This is a genomic window from Staphylococcus auricularis (assembly GCF_051172115.1).
In the GTDB taxonomy this organism is placed as follows: Bacteria; Bacillota; Bacilli; order Staphylococcales; family Staphylococcaceae; genus Staphylococcus; species Staphylococcus auricularis_A.
This window is the reverse complement of sequence record NZ_JBPIZN010000001.1, coordinates 60019-72175: the sequence shown is the minus strand read 5'-3', so window position 1 is coordinate 72175 and position 12157 is coordinate 60019. Positions and strand designations below refer to the sequence as shown.

Here is a 12157-nt window from a genome sequence, read left to right as displayed (position 1 = left end):
AAGAATTAAGAAAGGAAAATGTTTTATGGGGCAATATTTTCCCTACGCATTTGAAAACAAACGTTATCATACTTGGAATTATCATTTGAAAAATAAATTCGGCCAAAAGATTTTTAAAGTAGCACTCGATGGCGGTTTCGACTGTCCAAACCGTGATGGTACCGTTGCGCATGGTGGTTGTACATTCTGTTCAGCTGCAGGCAGTGGTGACTTTGCTGGTAATCGTGCGGATCCGATTGAAGTTCAATTTCAACAAATTAAAGATCGCATGCATGAAAAATGGCATGAAGGTAAATATATCGCTTATTTCCAAGCCTTTACGAATACACACGCACCTGTAGAAGTATTAAAAGAAAAATTCGAACCGGCATTGAAAGAGGATGGCGTCGTAGGTTTATCGATTGGTACAAGACCCGACTGCTTACCCGATGATGTCGTCGAATATTTAGCTGATTTAAACGAAAGAACCTATCTATGGGTTGAGCTCGGTCTTCAAACGGTACATCAAAAAACATCTGACCTTATTAATCGTGCACATGATATGCAAACCTATTATGATGGGGTCGCTAAACTACGTAAACACAATATTAATGTTTGTACACATATCATTAATGGCTTGCCTGGTGAGGATTACGATATGATGATGGAAACCGCCGAAACTGTAGCACAAATGGATGTACAAGGTATTAAAATCCATCTCATGCATCTGCTTAAAGGAACCCCTATGGTTAAACATTATGAAAAAGGCATGCTGCAATTCATGTCTCAAGAAGACTACACCAATTTAGTCTGTGATCAATTGGAAGTGTTACCTCCTGAGATGATTATCCATCGTATTACAGGTGATGGTCCGATTGATTTAATGATTGGACCTATGTGGAGTGTCAATAAATGGGAAGTCCTCAATGCAATCGATGACGAACTCGCACGCCGCAATTCTTATCAAGGTAAAAAGTTTGAAAGCAAAGTGAAATCATGAAACTTGAACGCATCCTAACCTTTGCTAAAACTTTGATTCAAACGCATATTAGTCCTGACAGCATCGTCATCGATGCAACGTGCGGGAATGGCTTTGATACTGCTTTTTTAGCAGAAAGCGTTCCTGATGGCCACGTGTACGGTTTTGATATTCAACAAGCAGCGATTGAAGCAACCAATCAACGTACTGAAGCCTATTCAAATGTTCAAACAATCCATGCGAGCCACAGTGAAGTGAAACAGTATATTGATGCTGAGCATGTCGGTCATATCGATGCTGCTATCTTTAATTTAGGCTACTTGCCTAAAGGAGATAAATCCATTGTGACGAAGCCAGAAAGTACGATTCAAGCGATTGAATCAATCTTCGACCTACTCGCAACAGAAGGCATCATCGTGCTCGTCATTTATCATGGTCATGAAGAAGGAAAGGTCGAACGCGATGCACTGTTGAATTACTTAAAACAACTCGATCAACAACGCGCACATGTTTTACAGTATGAATTCATCAATCAACAAAATAACCCTCCATTTATTTGTGCGATAGAAAAGCGATAAAACAACGCATTTTCATTAAGAAAAATTGAATTAAAACGGTCGATAAAAATGAATACCAAATAAAAAGACAGTCTGCTCAACTTGAGTGGACTGTCTTGATTTTTATCGTGTGATTCATTATAACTGTATGAATGATTGGTAAGCTTGTATGAGCTGATTGCGTTGGTGTGAAACTTCTTTAGTAATAAATTCGATTAGCTCGATTTGTTTCGCTTGTTGTAACGGATTAAAATAAATCTTTACTACTCTTTCGTCTCCAGTAGGACGTTCTTTATAAATCCATTTATTTTTCACGAGACGATGATATATCGTTGTTCGTTTATATGTTTTAATCGATACATATTGATCCATTTCTTTTAATGTCATCGGCCCTTTGTGCCATAAATTTAATAATATCAGTATCTCTTCTTTACTCAATTGATACTTCTCATTCACACGATCGAAAATATATTCTATATTTAATAACATAGCTTCCAGTGAGAGAATGTTATCAACAGATTGAATGATGTCACTTTTCATATGCCTCGTTCTTCTTTCCCCTTTGTAAGATGATTGATCTAAATAATGAAGATGACAGTTCTATTTATCAGCGATAATATCATGTATTTTATCTTGCATATCTTTTAATACATTAACAGAACTCGCAAATAAAGCCTTTTCTTCGTCGTTAAGTGGTGTTTCGTAGACTCTAGCAGCCCCTTCTCTGTTTACTTGAGTTGGCACACCGATATAAACATCTTCATGACCATATTCACCTTCAAGTAAACTAGAAATAGTTAATATGAGATTTTGATTGCGGAAAATTGCTTTAGAGATGTGTACGAGTCCCATCGCAATACCATAGTATGTTGCGCCTTTCGCTTGGATAATGTCATAAGCAGCATCTCGAGTATTTACGAAAATTTCCTCAATACGTTTCTCTTTTTCTGGATGTTCCTTCAATAAATCATAAAGTGATTGACCGGCGATATTCGCTTGAGACCATACAGCGAGTTCCGAATCACCATGCTCTCCAATAATTTGACCATGGACACTACCCGGTGCAACCCCAAATTCTTCTGCGAGTTCGTATTTGAAACGCGCTGTATCTAAGATTGTACCTGAACCGATCACTTTTTCTTTAGGCAAACCAGAGACTTTTTGTGTTACATAACTTAAAATATCAACTGGATTCGTCGCGATAAGAAAAATACCATCGAAGCCTGTCGTCATAATTTGAGACACGATATCTTTAAAAATTTTAGTGTTTTTCTCAACGAGATCTAAACGCGTTTCTCCTGGTTTTTGTGCAGCACCTGCAGTGATAACTACGACATCGGCATCTGAACAGTCTTCATATGTGCCCGCTTTGACCTTTACAGTTGAAGAACCATAAGGTGCACCGTGATTTAAATCCATCACATCACCTTTGACTTTCTTCTCATCAAGATCAAGTATGAAGAGTTCATCTACTACGCCTAATGCGACCATCGCAAATGCGTAACTTGAACCGACAGCACCATCACCTACTAAAACCACTTTATTACTTATTTTCTTCTTCATGTTTGTACACTCCTCATGTGCTGAAACCTATATTTTATTGTGAAGTTTTTTCACAAATTAAATATAACAGATATCTCGCCAACCTACAATATTATTTGTGAAAATAATCACAAATTTATTTTACACTTTAACGTGTGTCATAGACACGGCTATAAATGTATTTTTGAGCTCACTTAACTAAACAAACTGAGAACTTCCCTTCTGTTAAATAAAAAATGAGGCTGGTCTATGAACCAACCTCATTTGGATAACCATCATTATTTACTTTTCTCAAATGTTTCAGCTATTATGCCTTACTGATTTACGATAGCACGTCTGTTATTCGGAAACTTGATTTTCATCTTCGACGACAAAGCCAATACTGTTTGCACTATTATTTAAAAATGCGAGTATATATCGCATCACTTCGTTACGTTCAGGCTCATTGTGAATCTCATGATATAGTCCTTGCCACATTTTAAAGTACAATTCATCGGTATTCACTTTATCTTTAACCAATCGCATAGCGCTCGTATCCGCTACTTTATCTTCACTACCGCCCATCAATAAGATCGGTAATGGTTTAATATCAGTTAAGTGTTGGACGGTTTCACGCATCGTTTCTACGACTTCTTTATACCAGCTATAAGTTACTTTGTGTAACATCATCTTATCTTCATTTGTTTCTTGAATAATTTCAGGATTACGCGTTAAATCTTCTGCTGTAATTCCTAGCTTAAACCGTGTATCCTTAGCGACACGACCGACGTTTGAAGCGATTTTATCTTTGCGCGTCTTTTGAGAATTTTTAAATTCTAATAACGGTGAAATTAATAGTAATCCTTCAATAGGAAGTTCAACTTTTTCTAACAGATTTAATGCAATGAGACCGCCTAAGCCAACACCTAAAATATAGGTAGGCAATTTATATTCATTTGCGATTCTTAACCACTCTAATAAACTTTCATGATATACTTTAAATTCTTCTATTTGTCCTTTATTAGAACGAGAGGTTTGGCCTTGACCTGGTAGATCACCCATGATCACATGATAACCATTACGGCGCAACATCGTAATCACATAAGCATATCTTCCTGTATGTTCTAGTAAGTTATGTGCAATGACGATAATCCCTTTAGCTTGGCTCTCTGTTTCCCACTTCCACATTTTTACGACGATCCTTTCTTCCATCGAATTATATTCTATATTGTATCAAAATTGTTTAACCTTTTACCATTGTTAATACTGTTGAATAAAATAAATATTACGTAACATTAATTGCTTCGTTACAATCACTCATTCCCTTAAATTTATTATTAAAATTTGTGACTTTTTAATGAAAGTATGGCGTTTAAGTGTAACTATTCTTCTTGTAAACGTTTTCTTAACGATTCATTTCGTGATACACTAATGAATAATATCATACACTTGCGGAATGGGAGGAATATATATGCCGATTGTTAAAGATTTTTTCATCGCATTGTCTAATAATACATTTTTAAACAATGCAGCTAAAAACATAGGCCCAGTCTTAGGTGCAAATAAGGTGGTTGCTGGTAACAAAATTCCAAAACTACTCGAAACGATTGAAACGTTAAACGCTAAAGGCATTCGCGTGACAGTCGACAATTTGGGCGAATTTGTAGCCACTAAAGGGGAAGCACTTAAAGCTAAAGAACAAATTTTAGAAATTATGGCTGCCATTTATGATCATCAGTTAGACGCACATATGTCAGTCAAACTCAGTCAGCTCGGTGCAGAATTTGATATCGAACTCGCCTATGACAACTTAAGAGAAATCTTATTAAAAGCACACGAGTATGACAATATGCATATCAATATCGATACGGAAAAATATGATAGCTTATTTACCATCACACAAACACTGGATCGACTTAAAGGTGAATTTAAAAATGTGGGTACGGTGATTCAAGCTTACTTATATAAAGCAGATGCACTAGTCGATAAATATCCAGAGTTACGGTTACGCATGGTTAAAGGTGCATATAAAGAGGAAGAAGATATTGCATATCAAACAAAAGAAGAAATTGATAAGAATTATATCCATCTTGTTGAAAAACGATTAAAAAATGCGAAACACCTGACATCGATTGCGACACACGATGATCGCATCATCAATCATGTTAAACAGTTTGTAAGAGACAACAAGATCGAACGAGATCGTTTTGAATTCCAAATGTTGTATGGTTTCCGCTCTGAACTCGCTGAAGCGATTGCGAAAGAAGGTTACCAATTCTGTATTTATGTCCCATATGGAGACGATTGGTTCGGTTACTTCATGCGTAGACTTGCCGAACGACCGCAAAACATCAACTTAGCCATTAAAGAATTCATTAAACCACAGTTTGTGAAAAAAGCGAGTCTCTTTACCGGTTCATTAGTTGTAGCCGGATTAGCGCTAAAATATCTATCTAAACGTGGAAAATAAAATTTATTAAATGAAAAGCCCGTCTTAAAGATCGAGATCCATTACCTTATTAAAGGTTAGGAACCTCAAAGCCTTAAGACGGGTTAATTTTGATTATTGTTCATCAATGGTGCGCATTAAATTAGCCATTTCGATCGCGCTTACTGCTGCATCTGCACCTTTATTGCCTGCTTTCGTACCGGCACGTTCCACTGCTTGTTCAATATTTTCAGTTGTAACAATACCGAAAATGACAGGTGTATCGCTGAGTTCATTTGCTTTTGCCACACCTTTTGAAACTTCATTACATACATAATCATAATGAGATGTAGAACCTCGGATCACACAACCTAATGTGATGACCGCATCATAACTTCCTTTTTGTACTAATTTTCTCGCAAGTAATGGAATTTCAAACGCACCAGGTACATAAGCGACATCAATGTGTGTTTCGTCTACACCATGTCGAATCAGTGTATCTTTTGCACCTTCTAATAAACGATTAGTTATAAAGTCATTAAAACGACTGACAACAATCCCGATTTTTAAATTTGTTCCTACTAAATTGCCTTCAAAGTTCATTTGTTTTGCCTCCTATATTAAATGACCCATTTTTTCTTTTTTAGTCGTCATGTAATGTGCACTGTGTTCATTCACTGGCACAATTAATTCAATACGTTGGTTTATATCAATGCCTTCTTGCGTTAATCCTTCAAATTTTCTCGGATTATTACTGAGTAAATTGACATGTTTTACACCAAAATATTTGAGTATATCAACCGCTTCATGATATTCTCTCAAATCATCTTTGAATCCTAATGCATGATTGGCAGTCACGGTGTCATAACCTTGTTCGATTAATTCATAGGCTTTTAATTTATTGATGAGTCCGATACCGCGCCCTTCTTGAGGTAAATAAATAACCATACCACCGTGTTTATTAATATATTTTAATGCAGCATGGAGTTGTTCACCGCAATCACAACGCTCACTATGGAAAATATCACCTGTTAAGCAAGATGAATGGATTCTCACATTCGCAGTTTCCTCAATTGGTCCTTTGACAATAGCTACGATTTCGTTACCGTTTTGACGACTAGTAAAGCCATACATATCAAATTGACCAAATTCTGTAGGCATTTTTACTTTGGCTTTCGCTTCTATGGAAGACGTACGATCTTCGCTTTGTTCAAGCTCCTTTTCATGTTTCTGACGATACTGAACAAGGTCTTCAATCGTAATCATAGGTAACTGATGTGTTTCCTTAAAACGTTGTAAGTCATCACCTTTAGCCATCGTTCCATCATCGTTCATAATTTCGCAAATGACAGCAGCTGGTTTCGCGCCAGCTAATTTTGCGAGGTCTATTGAAGCTTCTGTATGACCCGTACGAGCTAAAACGCCGTCATCGTAGGCGATGAGTGGGAACAAATGACCTGGTTTATGAAAGTCATCGCTTGTGCTTAAAGGATCTATCAGTTGTCGTGCTGTCAGCGTACGTTCATGTGCACTAATACCTGTTGTGGTTGCTTTGTGATCGACGCTAACAGTAAAACAAGTTCCGTAAGCGTCTGTATTATGTTCGATCATCGGAGATAACTGTAATTGAGACGCGATTGAACGACTGATTGGCGCGCATATTAATCCTCGTCCATATTTAGCCATAAAATTAATCGCATCATCTTTCATAAATTCCGTTATCGCGACAAGGTCGCCTTCATTTTCTCTATCTTCATCATCTACTACGATAACGATCTCTCCTTGTTTCAATGCTTCTATTGCTGTATCAATATGATCAAATTGCATTGTCATGCCTCCTAGAAACCTAATGATTGAAGTTTATCCTGCGTTAATGTTGTTTGCTTACCTTCAGGTTGTTGTGTCATCAAACGATCAACGTATTTAAAAAGCATATCTATTTCTAAATGGACGTGTCCGTTACGTTGCTTATCATTTAAAATAGTCGCGTGACGCGTTTCAGGAATAAGATGAATATCAAACGCATTTTCATAAAGCGAAAATATCGTTAAACTGACGCCATCCACTGCGATAGACCCTTGTGGCACTAACTGTTTGATAAGTTTTGGTGAAGCCGTGATTGTGAGAATAGTTGAATTACTATTTTTCCTAATGTGGATAATGCGACCGACTTCGTCCACATGACCTAATACAAAGTGTCCTCCAAAGCGACCTTGTGCGTGCATAGCACGTTCTAAATTCACTTTGGCACCTTCTGATAAAGTGTTTAAATAGGTCTTATCTTCTGTACCGTGAATGACTTGAACAGAAAATGTATGTTGAGTGAAGTCCACGACGGTTAAACATGCGCCGTTCACACTGATGGAATCACCTACGTGCATATCTTCTAAGATTAACTCGCACTGAATTGTGAGTGTCATCACGGATTGTTCTGTACGTATTTGTTTGACTGTACCTACTTCTTCAACGATACCTGTAAACATGTGCGCTCACTTCTTTCGCAACTGTAATTTAATATTTTGCTCAAGTAACGTTGTATCAACAATTTCTAATTCTGGAATATTGGATAAATTCAATACATCAGTCGTTTGGTAAAATTGATGCTTACCAGAACCACCAATTAATTTCGGGGCATAATAAAGGATGAGTTCATTGAAAGAATGATGTTGAAGAAATTCAGAAGTTACGCGTGGGCCCGCTTCGACAAGTAAGCGACCAATCCCGCGTTCGTATAAATCTTTTAATATTGTTTCAACTTGGCATGTTTCTAAATGAATCACTGTAACATGACCAAGGTCTGTTCTGAGTTGTTTGTTTTCAGTATAAATCCAAATCGGTTGTGACTGTTTGAACATATCGAGTTCAAAATCAATTTCACCACTTCGTGACAAAATCACTCTCACTGGATCTTTGCCATTTTCAAACCGTGTCGTATATTGTGGATTGTCTGCTTCTACTGTACCTCTGCCTGTTAATACAGCATCATGCTGATGGCGGAGTTGAAACACATCCTGTTTAACGGCTTGATTTGTAATCCATTGACTCTGATCTTCATCTGTAGCTTGCTTTCCATCTAAGCTACAAGATACTTTCACTGTCACTTGTGGCATCGATTGTCGTTTAGCTTGAAAGAAATCTTGATATAATGTCTCCGCTTCTGGCATAGGTCGATGTTCGACTTCGATTCCAGCTTGCATTAAAATTTCATCACCTTCTGAAGGTAATGTCGTATCCTTCACAGCATAAACGACTTTTGCTATACCGCAATCGATAATTTTATTCACACAAGGCGGTGTTGAACCATAATGAGTACAAGGTTCTAATGAGATATAAATCGTAGCATCTTTCGCAGATGACTGTCCCATATCTAATGCTTGTACTTCTGCGTGTTTATCGCCTTGTTTCAAATGTGCACCTAACCCAATGATTCTGCCATCTTTGACGACGACAGCTCCCACTGGCGGATTAATACCAGTTTGTCCCTCGACCATTTGTGCTAACTGAATGGCATAGGATAAATATTGACTCAAAAAATCACCTCTTAAACAAAAACACCCGAAACGATTAGGTTTCGGGTGCGGGATTATATAACAGTATAAAAGTGATAAATTCACTTCATATCGGCTTAAATTTAAGTATGCCAAATAAACACGATCAAACGTGTTTTTTAATATGTTCGTCATTCTTTCTCCCATCCAGACTTTCACTGTCGGCTCTAGATTTTCACTAGATCAGCCACGCTTAAAAGATATAAGCGCAGGTCGCAGGCTTGATTTACTGCCGGTTGGGAATTACACCCTGCCCCGAAAGAATTGTATAAAATTGTTATAGTTATTTGAGTCAAGTAACTGCTCGTTACAAAACTCATACTACTATAGACCTTTTGAAAAAACAAATTTTTAGTGTTTTAAGCTTTCGCAACAAACAAGAACAATGGAACATAATAAAGCAACGTCAAAGTGAATTTTCGACGCTGCACTTTTCTCATAATTTCACTGTGTCATATTCCTGCATTAAATGTTCGACAATACTCACTGCTTGTTTCACTAACATATTTACACCGTTACGTGACTGATTAACACCATTCGTCAGTTGTCCAATCGCATACATATGTTGTAAAGTACCAAAACGTGGGCTGACGACTTGATTCGTTTCAGGTACGATTTGGATACCACCTAGCGGATGCGCTTGAATCAATTGTCTGTTTTCTAAATTGATGACGAGTTGATCATCATGATCTAAATCTTTCAGCTGTGTTTTGGAACCTGTCGCATTAATAATGATGTCGTAATGTTCTTCCGCTTTGTCCTCATCTTCAAATGTCATTACATAATGTCCATCTTCGTGAGCAATATGACTCAATCCACCTGAGACGTCGAGTTTGCCATCTTGTATAAGTTGTATCAATAACTTCGCTGTCTCAGGTGGCATAGGATTAGAATTGGCTTTCAAGATTTTGTGATAGCGTTTTAAAAACTGCACTTGATCTTGATGACTCAAACTATTCCATATCCAGTTCATATTCTCTTTCGCATGTTCTAACAAGCTTTGAAAGCGTCCTAATACGTCTGGACGTTCCAAATCGTAAGTCAAATCAGTTATATAATCTCCTTGTTTTCGATGAATCATTTCATTAACTGGAACATCATAGTCTTTGCAATCCGCTAAGAATAACTCTAACGCTTTATCAAGTGGGACATTCCCGAAGTTTTGATGCTTAATCTCATTAAAAGCTTCGGGCGTCATATGGTGGAACGTGACTTTAGGCATATGTCCACGCACACTAGGAAATGCACCATTTCGACTGACGACGCGTATAGGTAATTGTTCATGGTTTACGATGACGTGTCGAATGACATCCAAACTTGCTAGCCCTGTACCTACGATCGCAATACGATCATTACCATTCACTTTATCTAACGTTTTATATGTAGGATACGGCGAAGCTATAAAACCTTGCTTTCCTTTTAAGTGATAAGGATCGTGATAGGATAATGTTCCTATCGTTAGAAATACGACCTCGTATTCTTTGCAACTTCTCATATCCGTTGACGTACATACATGATATGTAAACTGTGTTTCGCCTACAGGTTCATCGACATAAATCTCGGTTACTTCTTTTTTGATTACGTGGACATGATCAAACACTTTGTCATAATGTTCTAGATAGTCTCTCATGTAATGACCAAACACATAACGTGGCAAATATTTATCTTCACCCATTGTGTTATGATTTTGTGAATTAGCCCATTCGTAAAACTCTTGGGGATGATCGATATTGAGAGACATTTGATCAGCTGGTAAATTGATGAGCAGCTGGTCACTATCATCTTGAAATGGGACGCCTTGCCCCATATTTGTCGGATTATCGTAAAGATCAACTTCCATTTCGTTAAATGCAGGGTACTTCACTAATTCTTTTAGCACACTGACTCCTGCTGTTCCACTACCTACGATTGCGATGCGCATGCTATCCCCCCTTAATTTCCTATTACCTCTTTCTATATAACACTTTCAAGCATTTTTAAAACAGAGCCTTAGCCTTCTTTCAGATATCATTGCATGTGATTTTAATCTTCCAATCTTTCATCAGTCTTTGAAAAACACTCAAAGAAATTTAGATCTATTTTCAGACCAAAAAACCTCGTTACTGTACTTAATCTTAATGATTAAACACAATGACGAGGTCTCTCAAAGGTAATGATTATTGATGTTCCTTATCATCTTTGTATACGTAATATTTGAAGTATTTACCTTCAGTTTTCATTTCTTTGTAGAAATCAGCCATTAAACCAGCATTACTTTCTGCCCATTTAATATCTGTCGCATATTGGTGTTCACCTGGATTCTCAGGGTTCCAACGCATACCATAAAGTGTGTTTTGATCTTTTGAAGATAAGAAATGGTTATGGATGAAATGAGCACCGCCAGTGATGGCTTTTTGTGGTGTATCCCAACCATGTTTTTTCGCATAATCTGCACCTGTGCCGACTGGGTCTTTATCTAACGCGCCGACACCGAAGAAGTTATAATATTTCTTACCATCTACGTCAACTCCATTAGCGAGTTCACTGCTTGCAGAACCTGTTTCAAGTAACGCGTGTGAAATTAAGTAAACCTCATTCACATGCTCTTGTTTCGCTGCTTTCACAAATTCGTCCGCATGTTCTAACAGTGTTTCATTATCAATTAACATGCGTTTGATACGATTCTTATCAATACCTTGATATTTATCTAATTCTAAAAATTGATATTTCTGTTTATCATCATCTATAAAACGTTTACTATCCATGGCAGCTTTGATCTCATTAGATGAAGCATCACGCCAATTATTGTTTTTATTAGACACTTGTTGACTTGTATAATTGTCAATTTGTTTCTTAGAAGCTTTTTCTAGAGAAACATCTAAATGATCGACACGTTCTTCTTTATTGACTTCCTTAAAGAAAATTTGATCAGATAGCATAGAAAAAGCAATACCTGCGACAACAATTAAGACAATAAACAAGCCTATAATCGATAACACTGTGCCTTTCTTACGTTTTGTCATATCTTACACCTCTAGGTTTGTTTTAAATTAACTGAGGATGAACCTTCATTAAGTCTATATCATCGTGATCAACTCAGTGCTTGTTATGCCCGTAATAACAATGCTTCAACTTGATTTCACGTCTATCCTGCATTAATTTAAGT

The 12157-nt window shown here is 37.1% G+C and carries 12 protein-coding genes and 1 riboswitch; of the genes, 3 read left to right on the top strand and 9 right to left on the bottom strand.

Annotated elements, in window-relative coordinates:
- Positions 1-25: 25 nt before the first annotated feature.
- Together mnmL and mnmM are read left to right on the top strand one after the other, a co-directional pair.
- Positions 26-979, top strand: coding sequence for a tRNA modification radical SAM protein MnmL/YtqA (gene mnmL / locus ACSBRB_RS00455; protein ID WP_435031124.1), 954 nt, complete (start codon positions 26-28; stop codon positions 977-979).
- On the top strand, positions 976-1536 hold the full coding sequence (mnmM, locus tag ACSBRB_RS00450; protein ID WP_435031123.1) for a tRNA 5-(aminomethyl)-2-thiouridylate-methyltransferase MnmM: 561 nt from the start codon (positions 976-978) through the stop codon (positions 1534-1536). The genes mnmL and mnmM overlap by 4 nt, the downstream gene beginning before the upstream one ends.
- 117 nt (positions 1537-1653) lie before the next feature.
- Here the strand turns inward: mnmM and ACSBRB_RS00445 are convergent, their stop codons facing one another.
- The 3 genes from ACSBRB_RS00445 to ACSBRB_RS00435 form a co-directional block, all read right to left on the bottom strand.
- Positions 1654-2055 (bottom strand): transcriptional regulator, SarA/Rot family, encoded by a 402-nt coding sequence (locus ACSBRB_RS00445; RefSeq protein ID WP_435031122.1) that lies wholly within the window; start codon positions 2053-2055, stop codon positions 1654-1656.
- A gap of 60 nt (positions 2056-2115) precedes the next feature.
- On the bottom strand, positions 2116-3078 hold the full coding sequence (locus ACSBRB_RS00440) for an L-lactate dehydrogenase (protein WP_435031121.1): 963 nt from the start codon (positions 3076-3078) through the stop codon (positions 2116-2118).
- 318 nt (positions 3079-3396) lie between these two features.
- Entirely contained in the window at positions 3397-4224 is an 828-nt protein-coding gene (locus tag ACSBRB_RS00435; RefSeq protein WP_435031774.1) for an alpha/beta fold hydrolase, read from the bottom strand.
- A 283-nt stretch (positions 4225-4507) separates the two neighbouring features.
- On the opposite strand from ACSBRB_RS00435, the gene ACSBRB_RS00430 reads away from it, so the two are divergent.
- Entirely contained in the window at positions 4508-5506 is a 999-nt protein-coding gene (locus ACSBRB_RS00430) for a proline dehydrogenase family protein (protein WP_435031120.1), read from the top strand.
- A 93-nt stretch (positions 5507-5599) separates the two neighbouring features.
- On the opposite strand, the gene ribH is transcribed toward ACSBRB_RS00430, so the two are convergent.
- From ribH to sagB, 6 genes are all read right to left on the bottom strand, one after another.
- On the bottom strand, positions 5600-6067 hold the full coding sequence (gene ribH, locus ACSBRB_RS00425; protein ID WP_435031119.1) for a 6,7-dimethyl-8-ribityllumazine synthase: 468 nt from the start codon (positions 6065-6067) through the stop codon (positions 5600-5602).
- A gap of 12 nt (positions 6068-6079) precedes the next feature.
- Positions 6080-7291, bottom strand: a complete 1212-nt coding sequence (gene ribB, locus ACSBRB_RS00420; protein WP_435031118.1) for a 3,4-dihydroxy-2-butanone-4-phosphate synthase — start codon at positions 7289-7291, stop codon at positions 6080-6082.
- Between the two features lie 11 nt (positions 7292-7302).
- On the bottom strand, positions 7303-7947 hold the full coding sequence (locus ACSBRB_RS00415) for a riboflavin synthase (RefSeq protein WP_435031117.1): 645 nt from the start codon (positions 7945-7947) through the stop codon (positions 7303-7305).
- A gap of 6 nt (positions 7948-7953) precedes the next feature.
- Positions 7954-8994, bottom strand: coding sequence for a bifunctional diaminohydroxyphosphoribosylaminopyrimidine deaminase/5-amino-6-(5-phosphoribosylamino)uracil reductase RibD (gene ribD, locus ACSBRB_RS00410; protein WP_435031116.1), 1041 nt, complete (start codon positions 8992-8994; stop codon positions 7954-7956).
- Positions 8995-9143: 149 nt separating this feature from the next.
- Positions 9144-9279, bottom strand: a riboswitch (FMN riboswitch).
- 169 nt (positions 9280-9448) lie between these two features.
- Positions 9449-10933, bottom strand: coding sequence for an FAD/NAD(P)-binding protein (locus ACSBRB_RS00405; protein ID WP_435031115.1), 1485 nt, complete (start codon positions 10931-10933; stop codon positions 9449-9451).
- A 235-nt stretch (positions 10934-11168) separates the two neighbouring features.
- Positions 11169-12014, bottom strand: a complete 846-nt coding sequence (gene sagB / locus ACSBRB_RS00400) for a peptidoglycan release complex glucosaminidase SagB (RefSeq protein ID WP_435031114.1) — start codon at positions 12012-12014, stop codon at positions 11169-11171.
- Positions 12015-12157 lie beyond the last annotated feature (143 nt).